Here is a 15732-nt window from a genome sequence, read left to right as displayed (position 1 = left end):
CGGCAAAAGCAATCATTGTCCGCTTGAATTCGTCTTTTTTTTTCGTTATCCTTCAAATAAGCTTCATAAAGCTCATTGGCAGAAAGGAAGATCCGCATGATTCACCATAATATAACACCGGAAGATTTCGACCGCAAGCTAAAGGCGGGGGAATTGGCTGCAGATCTTATTGTCGATGTCAGGGAGCAGGAGGAATGGGATTATTATCACCTGGAGGAAGCGGTACACATCCCAATGAATAGTATTCCCGAAAGAATGAAGGAGCTTCCATCCGATAATCTGATTTATATTGTATGCGCCCATGGTGTCAGAAGCGAGATGGTCGTCCGCTACCTGCTGCAGAACGGATTGGAGAATGTCGTTAATGTAATTGGGGGGATGGCGGCAGTTTCCGGTCTCCGCGGTTTTATTTACGACTAGCTGTTACAGCGCGAAAGGGATTCTATGAAAAAGTGGAAGCTAAAATTTAAGAAATGGAAGGTAGGGCAGGTCGATATCAGCAGGCTGGATGACCGGGTGATTCTGCTAAATTTATATTTCACTCAGTTAGCGTGCCTGCTGCTGGCTCTTATTCTTATCCTGTTTCAGAAGAACAACGGGTTGTCGTCCCTGCTGAGTATTACGGATCCTATTCAGGCCGTCCTTTGGGGAGCGGGGTTCGCGTTGGTTGTCCTGGCGGCGGATATGCTGATTTCCCGCTGGGTGCCGGAGGAAGTGACGGATGATGGCGGGATTAATGAGAAGATGTTTGGCAGGAGGCCCCTATGGCATATTCTAATTTTGTGCTTCATAGTGGCGGTTTGTGAGGAGCTGCTGTTTAGAGGGGCTCTGCAGCATTGGATGGGCCCTTATTGGACCAGCATACTCTTTGCGGCTATCCATGTCCGCTATCTTCAGCATTGGCTGATGACGGGCCTCGTGTTTTGCATCAGCTACGGCCTGGGCTGGATCTTCATCCATACCGGGACGCTGTGGACCCCGATCATCGCCCATTTCCTAATCGATCTGGTGATGGGCTGTATAATAAGATTTAAGAAGGATGCGGCGTAACGGACTTGTCTTCCGCCGCAATCCGCCATCAGGCAGCGGATAGCCTCTCAAGGGCTATCCGTTTCTATTGTGCGGGGATCAATGAATCCGTAGCCTTCCTCTTCGAGTTTGTCCAGCAAGGTGTCCAGCGCCTCAACGGTCCATGGGAGCTCATGCATGAGAATATTGCTTCCCGGATGAAGCTGGTCCAGAACATTTTGAATAACGACCTCCGGCTTGTTCTTGGCCGATGCGTCCCAGTCCAGGGAGCCGTTGGACCAGGTCATGAAGAGCGCTCCTTCTTCCTTCACCTTCTCCTTCACGTAGTCGTTCGCCGAACCGAACGGAGGGCGGAAAAACTTCGGCGCACTGCCGACCATCTCGGCGACAATCTTCTGAACGTCTTCAATTTGCTGATCAATCGTTTCCTTGCTTTCGTTTTTCAAATCAATATGGTCCCAAGAATGATTCCCAATGATTTGCCCCCGATCGTGGATCAACTGGAGCAGCTCGGGGTTCTGTTTAATCCGATAGCCATTGACGAAAAAAATCGCTTTGGCCTCATGCTTGTCGAGGGTGTCCAGCATGGATTCAATCATTTCCTTATCCTTCGGGCCATCGTCAAAAGTCAGCAGCACCATCTTCTTGTTTCCATCGGGATCTAAAGGAGTCAGGGCGTAATTGTCTTTCATCCGATAGGCAATGGCAGGAGCCTCCGGAACGGGCTCAGGTGTCGGATCTGCCGGCGGCTCCGGAGACGGAACCGGCGTAGCGGACGGTATCGGATCCGCAGGTGAAGCAGACGGCCCGTTCGCGGCGGAAGGAGCGGAGCAAGCCGTGAGGAGAACCGTCCCCAGAGTAAGAACTATCCAAGTCTTTTTCATAAATATCTCTCCCATGATTAATTAAAATCGTAATTAAACTGCGTAAAAATAAACCGGATTACCCTATTGTAACTAAGATCGGCATGAAATCCCAGCCCGGCGGAGGTTTCCTGTTTTTCACGGCGATAAGTTTGATATAGCAGGCAAACAATAAATTGTGAACCGGAATCAAGTAACTATTAGGGAGGCGAAATCAATGCGCATGGCCACTTTTTTAATGGGTGGAATTGCAGGAGCAGCGGCAGCCATCTATGTCAGCCGCAACCGCGATAAAGTTTGGTCCGGACTTGTCCAAGCTGCCGGTTCAGCTCAGAAGATGATGTCCAATTCCAAAGTTTTCGGATTTGCTTCAGCAACCAGCCAGACCGGAGCTTCGAGCGAACCAAAGCAGCCTGAAGCCAAGACTGCCGGCAGCATCGCTGATCATACGCTAACGTCCAAGTATCAGCTCAAGGACGTTGAGGAAATTGTTAGCAAGGATCCCGAGCTTACAGCGACGGTGCAGGAAATATTGGAGCATAATCAGAACCAAAAGTCGGAATTCAGCCCTATTCGCTCTTAATCTGACTTCATAAGCACAAGCCTAGCGGTAAGTTGGAGGCTGTCTATCAATGGTGTACAACTAAGATCATGTGAGTACCCTGCATGGTTTGGTTATAACGGAACCTGGAGACCTTAATCGCTTCAGAAGGGCCTTTCGGTCATTTTAACGGAACCAGATGACCTTATTCCCAAGAAATGCTCGCAAAAGCAGGGGAATTCCAAGCAATAAGCGCAACTGTTTCCGTTAGCGTAAAAAAACCGTCTATGTTGACGAAATAAGGTCTTCCAGTTCCGTCCCGCTGTTGGGCTCTTCACTAGTACAACATCAGTTGAACGCCTTTCCCATAATGAATCGACAGCCTCAGTTGTCCCGCTAGGTTTTTTTACCACATTAGAAAGTCTATATTTATTTCATCGGTAAACGCGCCCCCGTCCTAAGGACGGCGAAAGCCGTTTATCCTTGCCATTTTAGAAAGTATAAGGAGTGCCCTATTCTAAAGCGATAATGCACATCTTTTTGGAGAAAAGTTGCTACATACCTGATTCTAGAGCAATAATGCACGTCTTTGGAGCGATTTTTGCGAAATGGCTCCATTTTGTGAAAAAGACCTGACATTTGAGCGTCTTTCGCCTTCTTTTTGGAAAAAGGCACAATTTTAATGTATTTTCGCCGTTTTGCTCGTCTTTGCGATGTCTTTACCGACCCGGATGTGACGTCTGGTTTTCCCTCAGGGCTCCGTCAGGAGCTTTTTTTATAGATCATTTATTAGGCTCCCAATTGTAAAACCAAAGAAAGGAATACGCTGCCGAAATAAACTATTATCCCTCAATCTTTTTGCAACAAATTGGCCATAAAGAAGAAGAACATGCTATAATAATAGTGCTATAAACTTTTATACAATCCAAAGCACAATTAATCATATTTTTCATAATCTGTTATTAGGGTTCCAAACGACAGATGTGAAAGTAGAAGGGGGGTCCTATATGAAGATTGAGCGGTTAAGTTCGGATAAAATAAGAATTTTCCTAACCTTTGACGATTTGACCGAACGCGGTATTCAGAAGGAAGATATGTGGCGAGAAATTCCCAAGGTTCATGAACTGTTCAGCGAAATGATGGAGCAGGCTTATTCGGAACTCGGGTTCGACGCGACAGGTCCCCTTGCTGTAGAAGTGTTCGCACTGCCTGCCCAAGGAATGGTGGTCATCGTTACGAGAGGGAAGATGAACGGCTCCGATTCCCAGGACTCTCTCTTGGATGAAGAGGAAGATATCTATGAGATGGAGGTAACACTGGAGCAAAGCGATACGATCTCCTACGTCTTCCATGACTTTGAAGAGCTGCTCAGAATGGCGAAGGTGATTAACCCGCTCGTTAAGGACGGCGGTACGCTTTACTCTTACCAGAATAAATGGATTCTTCAGCTTGATCCTGCAGGAATGGATGAAAAAGACAGTAATTACCAGGCGATTATTGCTGTTTTGTCGGAATATGGGGACGCAGCTTCGGTAACTCCGGCTGTATTGGAGGAATACGGGAAAGCAGTCATCCGGCAGGACGCCATTCAAGTTTTGTGTACTCATTTCAAGTGACATAAATATTTCAGGCATCTTCAAAAACTTCTGTTTTTGACGGATGCTTTTTGCTGCGTCAGGAATCCCGGGGCTTAGCGCTGTATAACCAGACTTGGCTTCGATCCATATAGAACTTTATTATCCTCGTGGACCAGGCAGATACCGGCGGGCGTTCATCATTCCAAATCCTATACACGACCCGTCATCCTGTGTGGACAAGCCTGAAAAAATGTCGAAATCCGGTTGATTTTGTGGAAACATCCTGAGGCTTGGTGGTATGCTAGTAACAGCGACTGCTGGATAGAGACGACGGTGATTGGCCGCGGGGCGGCTTAGCACGATCATTCTTTGAACGGAGTGGAATCCATGGGAGGAACAGAAAATTTAAATGTGTTGCATTCGACTCAAGTAGTAGTGAAAGAGGCACTGACCAAACTGGGTTATTCGGAGGAAATGTTCGAGCTTCTCAAAGAACCGTTACGTATGCTTACCGTCCGCATTCCCGTCCGGATGGATGACGGCAAGATTAAAGTCTTTACCGGATACCGGGCGCAGCATAACGATGCCGTAGGCCCCACTAAAGGAGGAGTTCGCTTTCATCCCGACGTGACCGAGGACGAAGTGAAGGCTCTGTCCATCTGGATGAGTCTGAAGTGCGGCATTGTTAACTTGCCGTACGGCGGGGGTAAGGGTGGTATCATCTGTGACCCGAGAGAGATGTCGTTCGGCGAATTGGAGAGGCTGAGCCGCGGCTATGTCAGAGCCATCAGCCAATTGGTCGGACCGACCAAGGATATTCCGGCGCCCGATGTGATGACGAACTCCCAGATCATGGCTTGGATGCTGGATGAATACAGCCGGATTCGCGAATTTGACGCTCCGGGATTCATTACCGGAAAGCCGATTGTGCTTGGTGGCTCGCAGGGAAGGGAAACGGCGACGGCCAAAGGGGTTACCATCATGATCGATCAGGCGCTCAAGAAGCGGGGAATAGATGTGAAGGATGCCCGGATCATTATCCAAGGATTCGGCAATGCGGGAAGCTACCTGGCTAAGATGATGCACGAAGCGGGAGCCAAAGTGCTCGGTATTTCAGACGTATATGGCGCGCTCTATGACGAGAAGGGCCTGGATATAGAATATTTGCTCGATCGAAGAGATTCCTTCGGGACAGTCACCAAATTATTCAGCAACACGATTTCGAATAAAGAGCTTCTCGAACAGCCTTGCGATATACTTGTTCCTGCCGCGATCGAGAATCAGATTACTCATGAGAACGCCCATCTGATCAAAGCGGGAATTGTCGTTGAGGCCGCCAACGGACCGACAACGCTCGAGGCGACCAAAATATTGACGGAACGGGGAATACTTCTTGTTCCTGACGTTCTGGCCAGTGCCGGAGGCGTAGTCGTATCTTATTTCGAGTGGGTCCAGAACAATCAGGGCTATTACTGGACGGAGGAAGAGGTTTACAAGAAGCTTCATGAGGTTATGATTCAAGGCTTCGAGAACGTTTATCAATTGCATCAGACACGCGGAGTAGATATGAGATTGGCCGCTTATATGGTAGGAGCAAGAAAAATGGCGGAAGCGGCGAAATTCCGGGGCTGGGTCTAAATGCTCTGGCTGTCGCTTCTGACGGCTGCGATTGCGCCAGGAATGGCACTCCTAGTTTACTTTTATCTTAAGGACCGGTATGATCCCGAGCCTGTGCACATGGTGGCCAGAATGTTTTTGTTCGGGGCGCTGCTCGTGTTTCCGACCATGGTGCTGCAGCGGGCGCTTGTCCTTGGATTGGGAGAGAGTCCTGTATTATATTCCTTCGTATATTCTGCCGGAGTTGAAGAGTTTTTTAAATGGTTCGTGCTTTACTTCGTTCTATACAAGCATGCGTTTTTCGATGAGCCTTACGATGGAATTGTATATTCCGTTGCCGTATCGGCAGGTTTTGCGACGGTGGAGAATGTTTTTTACGCGCTGTTGAATTTTGTCACATTCTCGGATTTGCTCCTTCGGGCTTTGCTCCCCGTTTCGGGTCATGCTCTGTTCGGAGTATCCATGGGATATCATCTGGGCAGAGCGAAGTTTTCCCAACAGCGAGAGAAACGCTTTCTACTATTTGCCATATGTATCCCTATATTGTATCACGGGTTATTCGATTACATCCTGCTGCTGAGAACCAACTGGATGTTTTTGATCGCTGTGTTTATGGTATTTTTGTGGGTAAGAAGCTTGCGCAAGGTGCGCAAAGCGAATGACAGATCCTCCCGTCGGCACCTTCATCCGCAGGAAGAGGTTAAAATGTCCACATTCAGCTAATAATGACGGATATCAGAATTAGTTGAATACCTTTCGGGAAGGATGGATGAGGCTTGCATCCACGTGTCAAAGTAAGCATCCGCTGCAAAGCGTGCGGTGAGCGGTTCGTGCTGAAGGGAAACCGGGAGAAGGGACGGATCGAAACCGGGTTCAAACGTTGTTTGTGCGATAATGAAAGAGATTTTGATATCGACATACTGGATTACGACTGAGAACAGAGGCTGTGAAGCCTCTGTTTTGTTGTTTTGACCTTCCATAGCCTGTGGGTAGGGCGATTAATCTATCCCTCCGGGCATGAATAAAGCCTTTCCTTTTAACGAAAGCTATGTGCATCTAATGCTGATTTAAAAGGAGAGAATATAAGTATGTATAAGCGATTGAGCGCTGTAATGTTCCCGATACTACTCATTGCTCTAATCGGAACGGGGGTGTGGGGCTACCAGGAGAACCGGGAGAAGAATACGGTATTAATCAAGGCGGAGAATCAATACCAGAGAGCGTTCCATGACCTGACCGCTCACATGGATAAACTGCATACCGAGCTTGGCAATACGCTCGCAGTGAATTCCGGATCCCACGATATGTACCGGAAAGGGCTTGTCAATGTCTGGAGAATTACCAGTCAGGCGCAGAATGAAATCAGCCAGCTTCCTTTAACACTGCTGCCCTTCAATAAAACGGCTCTTTTTCTGGACAATATCTCCAAATTTTCGTACCGTACTGCTGTAAGAGATCTATCCAAGCAGCCTCTGAATGAGGAAGAATCGAAGGCTTTGTTTACCCTATATGAAAGGGCCAAAGAGATCAGAGACGAGCTGCGAGGCGTCCAGGATCAGATTATCGCCAACAATCTGCGCTGGATGGATGTAGAGGTGGCGGTAGCTTCGCAAGGGCAGAAGCTGGACAACGTCATTGTGGACGGTTTTCAATTGGTGGACCAGAAGGTAAGCCAATATCCGGAAGTGGATTGGGGACCGACGATGGCTACCGTTAACCAGGACAAGTCGTTCTCCGCTTTATCGGGAGACGAAGTGACAGCGGAAGAGGTGAAGCAACGGGCCGTACAATTTCTTGGAGTTCAGGATGACGGAAGCCTGCAGGTTAATGAGAATGGAGCCGGCACCGAGGCGAACACCTTCTCCGTGTCCGGCGTGAAGCCGGGTACCGACCGGGAAGTTCATCTGGATTACACGAAGAAGGGCGGCCAGTTGATCTGGTATATGGCACCGAGAGAAGTTACGGAGAAGACGATAGACCTTCGGGCGGCCCGCGATTCGGCATTGGAGTTTCTGGATCATCACGGCTTTTCTACGATGGCTCCGGTGTCTGTAGACGAATATGCCAATGTAGCGAGTCTTACCTTTGCCAACCGGATTAACGACGTAGTGGTGTATCCCGAGAAGATGGTTGTTGAAGTGGCCCTGGACAACGGGGAAGTACTTGGACTGCATGCCGCCGATTATGTTCTCGAGCACAAGGACAGGGAGATCGGGAAGCCATCCTTAACCGAGGAAGAAGCACGCAAATCGTTAAATACGCAATTTGAGGTGACGGGAACCCGTTTATGTCTCATTCGCAACGATATGGATCAGGAAACGCTCAGCTATGAATTTACTGGAAAAGTTAACGGCTCAAACTATAAAATATTTATAAATGCAAACAGCGGTGTTGAGGAAAAAGTGGAGCCCCTGCGCCAGCAAGATGTTGTAGCAGCTCAATAAAAACCGGCGGTAAATATTGGGAAGGAGTCCTTGAGTTCCAGGGCTTCTTCTTTTTTTTGCTTGTAAAGGGCTTTTTTGTCAAGAACAAAATGGTATAATAGAACTAGGTATTAATACCTATTAGGAGGTGGAGGACTTGCTTCCAGATATCAATCAAGTTATTTCGTTATACATTCTGTCCTGTGGCGAGGATGGAACCGGACAAGAATATAAATCGCGTATAGCCGATGTTTCGGACGATGCTCTGGATATCCAAATTCCTATTCACGAAACAACCGGCCGTTTAAAGCGTCTACATATAGGAGATGAATTGGAAATCGTATTTATTGCCGAAGGAGGAATGAAATATTATTTTCCATCCCGCGTCCTCGGTTACCGCAAAGATAACATAGACTTAATTAGATTGAAGAAACCCGAACCGGGTACAGTGAGCAAAATTCAGCGGCGCAGCTTCCTTCGCGTCCCCGCTCAGCTGGAGTTGATTATGGAGGTACAAGGGCGGCCTGCGGTTCGTGCCATCACGGAAGATATAAGCGGTGGAGGAGTTTCCTTCCGTTGTCCGGGTGAACTGTCCTATTCCCAAGGAGGATTAGTGGAGGGTCGGCTTAAGCTGCCTCAGTCAATGGAAGAAGTCCGGTTTGCAGGCCATATGGTGCGGCGAGCAGAGTCAGAGAACGGAAAACCAATCATTATAGTACAGTTTGCGGAAATCGCCGAACGGGATCGACAGAGCATCATCCGATATTGCTTCAAAAAGCAGATCGATATCCGTAAAAGGTGATGTTTTTGCAATGATGACTTTGATTATGGTATAATCTTGAGCGTTGGCAGGCTTCTTGCGCCTGTTTTGGATGACCGGATCAGGTTATATTATCGGGCAGAGAAGAGATTTTTCCAGCTTTATCTGCCAGGTTATAGTCAACGGTCTGGTATCTTTCTTATTGCCCGGGGCTGCTATTGGACCTGTGCAATATAGAAGGAAAGTATTAAGCGGTTGGCAGATTTTATGGGAGGCACTACTTTTGGAGAAAATTAATGTTGCTCTAGACGGCCCTGCAGGAGCGGGCAAAAGCACGGTAGCTCGGCACGTGGCTAAAGCTATGGATTATATTTACGTCGATACGGGAGCTATGTACCGGGCAATCACCTGGAAAGCGCTTCAACTTGGAATTCGTCCTGAAGATACAGAAGCGGTTATCGAAACCGCACGTAATATGAAACTGGAATTGTTCGCTCACGAGTCCGGACAACAGGTTTATGTGGACGGAGAGAATGTGACAGAGCTTATCCGGTCGCAAGAGGTGAACCGGGCCGTATCCATCATTGCACAAATTCCTGAAGTGCGGCAGCTGCTTGTGGAGAAGCAGAAGAAAATAGCCGCGGCCAAAGGGGTCGTCATGGATGGAAGAGATATAGGTTCCTCAGTGCTTCCCGACGCCGAGGTGAAGATTTTCTTAACTGCAAGTCCGAGAATTCGTGCTGAACGCCGCTTCAAGGAAATGAATCAGCCGGGAATCGACCTGGACGAGCTGGAGAAGCAAATTTGCCAAAGAGACGAGATGGATCGTAATCGGGTACATTCTCCGCTTGTTCAAGCTGAAGATGCGGTGCTTCTAGACACTTCGGACATGGATTTGAACGAGGTGGTTGAAGCGGTGCTCAAGCTATGCCGATCTAAAGTGACGGGGGAAGGTAATTAATGCTGTATCGTGTATGCAGAGCCTTATTAAGGGGGATTTTTGCCGTCCTGTACCGATTGGAAGCCAAGGGACTGGAAAATATTCCGGAAAGCGGTCCTGTGATTCTGTGTGCCAATCATATCAGCAATTTCGACCCTCCGGTTGTCGGCATACCTGTTAACCGCAAGGTCCACTATATGGCGAAGCAGGAATTATTCAACATTCCGGGATTCGGATGGCTCATTCACAAGCTCGGGGCTTTCCCGGTCAAACGGGGAGGAGTCAGCAAGGAATCGATCCGCCTGTCCATTCAGCTGCTGAAAGACGGCAACGTCCTCGGGATTTTTCCGGAAGGAACCCGCAAGAATGCAGGGGGAATGGGGAAGAAAGGGGCCGCCATGCTGGCTATTAAAGCCCAGGCGACCGTCATTCCGGTCGGCATCGTCGGCAGCTACGCTCCTTTTTCTAAAATGATCGTGCTTTATGGGGCGCCAGTTGATCTAACCGAATTCGCTGAAGGCGGCTCGGAGGATTTGGAAAAAGCGACCGAGAAGATCATGACAACGATTCGCGCGATGATCGCCGATCATAAAAATTCGGCGAAAAATTGATTGCTGCGCATGGACATGGTATCTTGGAATTATACAGCTTTTAAAAAATTGTCTATCATGCCCATCTTTACATATATGGGTTGCTAAACGAGGAGGTAATTGACAATGTCTGAGGAAACAAAAATGCATGAGAACACACCTGAAGAAAACACGGAGGCCAACGCGGAGCAAACCGCAGAGGCGGAAGCAGGATATGCCAACATTACCGCACTGAAAAAAGGCGATACCGTACAAGGTAAAGTCGTTAAAGTAGATAACGATCAAGCATTTGTCGATATCGGCTACAAATATGACGGAATCATCCCATTGCGCGAGCTGTCTTCCATTCCGCTGGAAAATGCGGCTGCTGCCGTAGAAGTAGGTCAAGAGGTGGAATTGAAGGTAGTAACGATTGATGACGAGAAGGAGAAGCTCGTCTTGTCCAAGCGTGCTGTCGACAGCGAGAAGGCTTGGGATGAATTGCAAGCTAAGCTGGACAGTCAGGAAACGATCGAAGCCGCTGTGGCCGACGTCGTTAAAGGCGGTCTTGTCGTAGACGTAGGACTTCGCGGCTTTGTTCCCGCCTCGATGGTGGAGCGCCATTATGTCGAAGATTTCAGTGACTATAAAGGACGCACCCTGCGCCTGAAAGTGAAAGAGCTCGATCGCGAGAAGAACAAAGTCATCCTGTCCCAGAAGGATGTTCTGGATGAAGAATTCGAAGCCAACAAGCAAAGAATTTTGAACAGCATCGAAGTAGGGCAGGAAATTGAAGGAGCCGTTCAGCGTCTGACTCCTTTCGGCGTATTCGTAGACATCGGCGGAATCGATGGGCTGGTCCATATTTCGGAAATGGCTTGGCATCATGTTGAGCAGGCATCCGAGCTTGTTAAGGAAGGCGATATTGTGAAGGTGCAGGTGCTTAAGGTAGATCCGGAGAACGAGCGGATCAGCCTGAGCATGAAGGCTGTTCAACCCGGACCTTGGGAGCAGCTCGGCGATCACATTCAACCAGGGGCCATCGTACCCGGTACGGTTAAGCGTCTTGTAAGCTTCGGAGCGTTTGTTGAGATTGCTCCGGGAGTTGAGGGGCTTGTCCACATTTCTCAAATCGCTCACCGTCATATCGGAACCCCGCATGAGGTACTGGAAGAAGGACAGGAAATCAATGTTAAAATTCTGGACCTCAATCCTGCGGAAAAGCGTGTCAGCCTGAGCATTAAAGAAACGGAAGAAGCTCCTGCCGCTCCGCCGAAATCGGAGAAGCCCCGCAAGGAGAAAGATTCTGCCAATGATTATGTGGCTCAACCTAACCAAAGCCTGAGCCTGACGCTCGGCGAGCGTTTCGGCGACAAGCTGAGCAAGTTTAAGTAATACTACCATCGACAGACGGGTCTGCGGATCCGTCTGTTTCTTTGCAGTTCGCCATTCAGCATCCTGGTACTGATCCGACATAAAGTTGGATCAGTACCAGGATGCTTTTTTCTATTTCGGACAAGGGCAGGATGGGAAACGGCCTATTGATCCATACTAAAATTGCAAGTGTCAGGGAAAAATATAGCGCAGGTGAGCCGAAATGAATCCGGGATACTTGTCCTACATATTAATTTGTATAACCGTTATCTTGTTGGTGAGCGGTTGGAAGGATGCACTGCTTAGAGGCGTTTCCGCCAGAGCGATCACTTTGTTTTTCATCGGCTGGTTTGCCCTTTCCGAAGTGAAGTTTTCTCTCGGGCAATGGACAATAAGCGGACCCTACGCCGGACTTGTTATCTTGTTCTTCTTCTTGCTGTCGGCCCTTCCCGAAGAGATATCCGTCTTCTACTTGATGGCCTGCGGACTTACACTCGGCCTGTTTTATTTCCTTGCGAACGGAATATCGCTATCTTTGGCCGGGCTGCCCGGAAGCTCCCAGCTTTGGTTGGGCTTGCTCATCGGTTTGCTTGTCATCAGCCTGTATCGAAATCCGATTGCCCAATTGGCCTGCATCACCCTATGCATTCTTTCCGGCAGTTTGCTGCAAATGTATTCCCATGCTTCATTGGCCGGTTATAGACTCGGCTTCGGGCATATGAAGGATCATTGGTGGCTGTTTGCCTTCAGCGCGAGAATCATAACGGCAGCGTTGGGATACATTGCTATGATGACAAGAACGTGGTTCCAGCAATGGACAGAGGCCCGGAAGGAGAAAGAATAGCATGCGCTTAATTATCGAGAACCAATTTCTGACTGGGGTAATCATAGGAGTTTTATACGGAGTATTGACCCGTATCATGCTTCTTCGTACAGATTACCGTCAATATCCTACTTATCCTCACGGCCGGATAATCCATATTTCGTTGGGAGTGATTGCGGCAGGCCTTGGTGCTGTAGCGGTCCCTTCTTTGCTCGGCAAAGATTATACGGCCGTTACATTTCTCTCGCTGGCAGCTCAGCAGTTTCGCGACGTCCGCAATATGGAGAGGGAAACCTTGTCCAAGCTGGATGAGATGGAGCTAGTACCACGGGGAGCATCTTATATCGAAGGCATTGCGATGGTATTCGAAGGGAGGAATTACCTGGTTATTTTTACCGCATTCGTGACGACGCTGCTCAGTGTTTTGTTCGCCTGGTATTGGGGAGTTCTGTTCGGTTTGTTGGCATTATTCATAAGCTTCCGGTTCCGGTCGGGCAAGACGGTAGGCGCTATTGCGGATGTCCGCTGTGCGGAAGTGAGAGTGGAAGGCCCCAATCTGTATGTCGGAGACATTTATATCATGAACGTGGGCCTGGAGGAATCGCAGAAGCTGATTGCCAAGCGAGGATTGGGGTTGATCGCCACTCCGAGAAGCACCAACGGCCGGTTAGCTCTGGCCAATCTTGGACAGCGGCAGGCGCTGCTGCATGACTTGTCAACCATCTTGGGGATTTACCGCGATTCCGGAGAGCCGTCCCTTATCCCCTTGTCGAAGCTGGACATTAACGATGGCCGGCTGGGCGTCTTCCTCATGCCTATCGACAGAGACGGGACAAAGGCGGAGAAAGTATTCCTCAACGTTCCACTGCTGGAAAGTGCGATAAAGATGCCCAACCAGGCGAAAATATAATCCGGATTTGCGGAGGCAAGTACAGCAGGAAAAACGAAGAAAGACAAGAAAGCCTGCCATCACCGGTTAGTTGGAAAGGATGATGAAGACGATGGACATCAAGCCGATTCTGGCAATTATAACGATGCACAAAGACAAGGTCAACGCGGGCGGAGCCCCTTTATTTATTACGGAAAATAAAGAGGAGCTGCAGACGGTAGCCTTCAAGCTGGAGAAAATACTGGATGCCATGGCCCATGATTTAGAGAACGGGACGATGATCATCGTTAAACATTAATTAGCCATTTATAAGCATTTTTGCTATGATGGAGAATGGATAAAAAAGAGTAAGCATGGAGTATAGGGAGTGGATGGAATGGCAAAACCCGTTATTGCCATCGTTGGCCGTCCCAATGTCGGCAAGTCAACGATCTTCAATTGGATCGTGGGCGACCGGATGGCCATCGTGGAAGATAAACCCGGGATTACAAGAGACAGGCTATACGGAACCGGTGAATGGCTCGGAACATCCTTTAATGTCATCGATACCGGCGGTATAGAATTGGATGGAGAAGATTCGATCCTTAGATCGGTGCGGGTTCAAGCCGAATTAGCGATAGAAGAGGCCGATGTCATTCTGTTCATGGTGGACGGCAAGGCAGGCGTCACGCCGGACGATGAAGAAATCGCGCGCATCCTGTTCAAATCGGGCAAGCCGGTTGTGCTGGCCGTTAATAAAGTGGACAATATCCAGAGACAGGAGCTCATTTATGAGTTTTACAGCCTGGGCTTCGGCGATCCGATTGCCATCTCGGGTGCTCACGGGTTGGGATTGGGAGACATGCTGGAAGCCGCAGCCCGACATTTTCCCCCGGAGACGGAGGATCCTTATGGCGATGAGGTTATCAAGGTTGCTTTGATCGGCCGCCCCAACGTCGGCAAATCTTCTCTGGTTAATGCCATATTGGGTGAAGAAAGGGTCATTGTCAGCGATGTCGCCGGGACGACTCGCGATGCGATAGATACCCCGTTCGAGAAAGACGGACAGCAGTATGTGCTGATCGATACGGCCGGAATGCGCAAGCGGGGCAAGGTATATGAAACAACGGAGAAATACAGCGTCATGAGGGCGATGAAGGCGATAGAACGCGCTGACGTGGCTCTGATTGTCATTAACGCGGAGGAGGGAATAATCGAGCAGGATAAGCATATTGCCGGGTACGCCCATGAGGCCGGCAAGGCCAGCATCTTCGTTGTCAACAAGTGGGATGCGATTGAGAAAGACGACAAATCTACACAGCAGTTTACGCAAAAAATAAGAGATCATTTTTTGTTCATGCCTTATGCGCCGGTGCTTTTCGTTTCGGCGAAGACGAAGCAGAGGCTGAACAGGCTGATGCCGGTTGTGTCTGAGGTGGCTGAGAATCATGCGGCACGCATAACGACGCACCTGTTGAATGATGTCATTATGGATGCCGTAGCGATTAATCCGCCGCCAACCGACAAAGGCAAAAGACTGCGAATCAATTATGTGACTCAAGTAGCTGTCAAGCCTCCCACTTTCGTTATATTCGTTAACAACCCCGAATTGATGCATTTTTCCTATGAGCGGTATTTGGAGAACAAAATACGGGGGTCGTTTAACTTCGAGGGGACTCCGGTACGAATCATTACTCGCAAAAAGTCTTCGGATGAATAAGGTTAAGGGGGAGCGCGAGTGCAAGTTTTTGCAGCATTGATTATCAGTTATCTTCTTGGTTCCATCAGCTTCAGCTTTCTTGCGGGGAAGCTGCTGAAGGGAATCGATATCCGCAAGCATGGAAGCGGTAACGCCGGGGCAACCAATACTTTGAGAATATTGGGCAAGGGACCGGCCATCGCTGTGCTTGCTCTGGATGTGATTAAAGGAATCGCCGCAGTATGGATAGGACGATGGCTCGGAGGAGAAAACGATTGGGTGCCGGTATGGGCCGGACTTTCCGTTATTGCAGGGCATAACTGGCCGGTATATTTCGGCTTTAAAGGGGGCAAAGGGATAGCGACCGCTATCGGCGTGACGGCGACCCTCTGCTTCCTGCCCGCTCTGTTTGCCGGTATTATTGCCATCGGCTCTATATTCATAACAAGGTACGTATCGTTGGGTTCTCTTATTTTTACTGGCCTACTTCCTATTTCTATATGGATAATGGGAGAACCTCTACCGGTATTGATCGGCAGCTTGCTTATTGCCGTATTTTCCTTTGTCCGTCACCGGACGAATATTATGAAGCTGATTCGCGGACAGGAGAACAAGCTGGGAAGCAAACGATGATCCGCTGGGATCGTGA

At 48.9% G+C, this 15732-nt stretch carries 18 protein-coding genes; 17 read left to right on the top strand and 1 reads right to left on the bottom strand.

Going from position 1 to position 15732, the window contains the following annotated elements:
* The first annotated feature begins 96 nt into the window (after positions 1 to 96).
* Both FS806_RS04130 and FS806_RS04125 read left to right on the top strand, forming a co-directional pair.
* Positions 97 to 420, top strand: coding sequence for a rhodanese-like domain-containing protein (locus tag FS806_RS04130; RefSeq protein ID WP_144933346.1), 324 nt, complete (start codon positions 97 to 99; stop codon positions 418 to 420).
* A 24-nt stretch (positions 421 to 444) separates the two neighbouring features.
* The gene (locus FS806_RS04125) at positions 445 to 1050 is read left to right on the top strand and encodes a CPBP family intramembrane glutamic endopeptidase (RefSeq protein WP_144933345.1); all 606 of its coding nucleotides are present in this window, start codon (positions 445 to 447) and stop codon (positions 1048 to 1050) included.
* Positions 1051 to 1097: 47 nt separating this feature from the next.
* Here FS806_RS04125 and FS806_RS04120 read toward each other — a convergent pair whose 3' ends face one another.
* Positions 1098 to 1913: a polysaccharide deacetylase family protein gene (locus FS806_RS04120; RefSeq protein ID WP_144933344.1), complete on the bottom strand. Its 816-nt coding sequence runs from the start codon at positions 1911 to 1913 to the stop codon at positions 1098 to 1100.
* 196 nt (positions 1914 to 2109) lie between these two features.
* Here FS806_RS04120 and FS806_RS04115 point away from each other — a divergent pair, with 196 nt between their 5' ends.
* From FS806_RS04115 to plsY, 15 genes are all read left to right on the top strand, one after another.
* Positions 2110 to 2475, top strand: a complete 366-nt coding sequence (locus tag FS806_RS04115) for a hypothetical protein (protein WP_144933343.1) — start codon at positions 2110 to 2112, stop codon at positions 2473 to 2475.
* Positions 2476 to 3440: 965 nt separating this feature from the next.
* Positions 3441 to 4049: a genetic competence negative regulator gene (locus FS806_RS04110; RefSeq protein WP_144933342.1), complete on the top strand. Its 609-nt coding sequence runs from the start codon at positions 3441 to 3443 to the stop codon at positions 4047 to 4049.
* Between the two features lie 348 nt (positions 4050 to 4397).
* Positions 4398 to 5648, top strand: a complete 1251-nt coding sequence (locus FS806_RS04105; RefSeq protein WP_144933341.1) for a Glu/Leu/Phe/Val family dehydrogenase — start codon at positions 4398 to 4400, stop codon at positions 5646 to 5648.
* The gene (prsW, locus tag FS806_RS04100) at positions 5649 to 6350 is read left to right on the top strand and encodes a glutamic-type intramembrane protease PrsW (RefSeq protein WP_144933340.1); all 702 of its coding nucleotides are present in this window, start codon (positions 5649 to 5651) and stop codon (positions 6348 to 6350) included. It abuts the gene before it with no gap.
* A gap of 53 nt (positions 6351 to 6403) precedes the next feature.
* Entirely contained in the window at positions 6404 to 6562 is a 159-nt protein-coding gene (locus FS806_RS25620; protein ID WP_186328193.1) for a hypothetical protein, read from the top strand.
* A gap of 153 nt (positions 6563 to 6715) precedes the next feature.
* Positions 6716 to 8071 (top strand): germination protein YpeB, encoded by a 1356-nt coding sequence (gene ypeB / locus FS806_RS04095; protein WP_144933339.1) that lies wholly within the window; start codon positions 6716 to 6718, stop codon positions 8069 to 8071.
* Between the two features lie 136 nt (positions 8072 to 8207).
* Positions 8208 to 8852, top strand: coding sequence for a flagellar brake protein (locus FS806_RS04090; RefSeq protein ID WP_186328192.1), 645 nt, complete (start codon positions 8208 to 8210; stop codon positions 8850 to 8852).
* Between the two features lie 241 nt (positions 8853 to 9093).
* Positions 9094 to 9771, top strand: coding sequence for a (d)CMP kinase (gene cmk / locus FS806_RS04085; protein WP_144933337.1), 678 nt, complete (start codon positions 9094 to 9096; stop codon positions 9769 to 9771).
* Positions 9771 to 10361, top strand: coding sequence for a lysophospholipid acyltransferase family protein (locus FS806_RS04080; protein ID WP_144933336.1), 591 nt, complete (start codon positions 9771 to 9773; stop codon positions 10359 to 10361). Before cmk ends, FS806_RS04080 begins: the two co-directional genes overlap by 1 nt.
* Before the next feature lie 105 nt (positions 10362 to 10466).
* Positions 10467 to 11714 carry a 30S ribosomal protein S1 gene (gene rpsA / locus FS806_RS04075; protein ID WP_186328191.1) on the top strand — a complete coding sequence of 416 codons (1248 nt, stop codon included), beginning with the start codon at positions 10467 to 10469 and terminating at the stop codon, positions 11712 to 11714.
* Positions 11715 to 11916: 202 nt separating this feature from the next.
* The gene (locus tag FS806_RS04070) at positions 11917 to 12537 is read left to right on the top strand and encodes a hypothetical protein (protein WP_144933335.1); all 621 of its coding nucleotides are present in this window, start codon (positions 11917 to 11919) and stop codon (positions 12535 to 12537) included.
* Position 12538: 1 nt separating this feature from the next.
* Positions 12539 to 13426, top strand: a complete 888-nt coding sequence (locus tag FS806_RS04065) for a YIEGIA family protein (RefSeq protein WP_144933334.1) — start codon at positions 12539 to 12541, stop codon at positions 13424 to 13426.
* A gap of 79 nt (positions 13427 to 13505) precedes the next feature.
* The gene (locus FS806_RS04060) at positions 13506 to 13703 is read left to right on the top strand and encodes a capping complex subunit for YIEGIA (protein WP_397346737.1); all 198 of its coding nucleotides are present in this window, start codon (positions 13506 to 13508) and stop codon (positions 13701 to 13703) included.
* 78 nt (positions 13704 to 13781) lie between these two features.
* Complete coding sequence (gene der / locus FS806_RS04055; protein WP_144933333.1) at positions 13782 to 15104, top strand: ribosome biogenesis GTPase Der; 1323 nt, start codon at positions 13782 to 13784, stop codon at positions 15102 to 15104.
* Positions 15105 to 15122: 18 nt separating this feature from the next.
* The gene (gene plsY, locus FS806_RS04050; protein WP_144933332.1) at positions 15123 to 15716 is read left to right on the top strand and encodes a glycerol-3-phosphate 1-O-acyltransferase PlsY; all 594 of its coding nucleotides are present in this window, start codon (positions 15123 to 15125) and stop codon (positions 15714 to 15716) included.
* Positions 15717 to 15732: the final 16 nt, after the last annotated feature.

This window comes from Paenibacillus sp. 32O-W (assembly GCF_007679495.1).
Lineage (GTDB): Bacteria > Bacillota > Bacilli > Paenibacillales > NBRC-103111 > Paenibacillus_L > Paenibacillus_L residui.
This window is presented reverse-complemented; position numbering and strand designations above follow the sequence as displayed.

Bases quoted from the DNA above. Each gene is read 5' to 3' on its own strand.
- FS806_RS04080 (WP_144933336.1), top strand. From the start codon at position 9,771: ATGCTGTATCGTGTATGCAGAGCCTTATTAAGGGGGATTTTTGCCGTC.
- der (WP_144933333.1), top strand. From the start codon at position 13,782: ATGGCAAAACCCGTTATTGCCATCGTTGGCCGTCCCAATGTCGGCAAG.
- ypeB (WP_144933339.1), top strand. From the start codon at position 6,716: ATGTATAAGCGATTGAGCGCTGTAATGTTCCCGATACTACTCATTGCT.
- FS806_RS04110 (WP_144933342.1), top strand. From the start codon at position 3,441: ATGAAGATTGAGCGGTTAAGTTCGGATAAAATAAGAATTTTCCTAACC.
- FS806_RS04130 (WP_144933346.1), top strand. From the start codon at position 97: ATGATTCACCATAATATAACACCGGAAGATTTCGACCGCAAGCTAAAG.
- FS806_RS04125 (WP_144933345.1), top strand. From the start codon at position 445: ATGAAAAAGTGGAAGCTAAAATTTAAGAAATGGAAGGTAGGGCAGGTC.
- FS806_RS04065 (WP_144933334.1), top strand. From the start codon at position 12,539: ATGCGCTTAATTATCGAGAACCAATTTCTGACTGGGGTAATCATAGGA.
- rpsA (WP_186328191.1), top strand. From the start codon at position 10,467: ATGTCTGAGGAAACAAAAATGCATGAGAACACACCTGAAGAAAACACG.
- FS806_RS04120 (WP_144933344.1), bottom strand. From the start codon at position 1,913: ATGAAAAAGACTTGGATAGTTCTTACTCTGGGGACGGTTCTCCTCACG.
- FS806_RS04060 (WP_397346737.1), top strand. From the start codon at position 13,506: ATGATGAAGACGATGGACATCAAGCCGATTCTGGCAATTATAACGATG.
- FS806_RS04115 (WP_144933343.1), top strand. From the start codon at position 2,110: ATGCGCATGGCCACTTTTTTAATGGGTGGAATTGCAGGAGCAGCGGCA.
- prsW (WP_144933340.1), top strand. From the start codon at position 5,649: ATGCTCTGGCTGTCGCTTCTGACGGCTGCGATTGCGCCAGGAATGGCA.
- FS806_RS04070 (WP_144933335.1), top strand. From the start codon at position 11,917: ATGAATCCGGGATACTTGTCCTACATATTAATTTGTATAACCGTTATC.
- FS806_RS04105 (WP_144933341.1), top strand. From the start codon at position 4,398: ATGGGAGGAACAGAAAATTTAAATGTGTTGCATTCGACTCAAGTAGTA.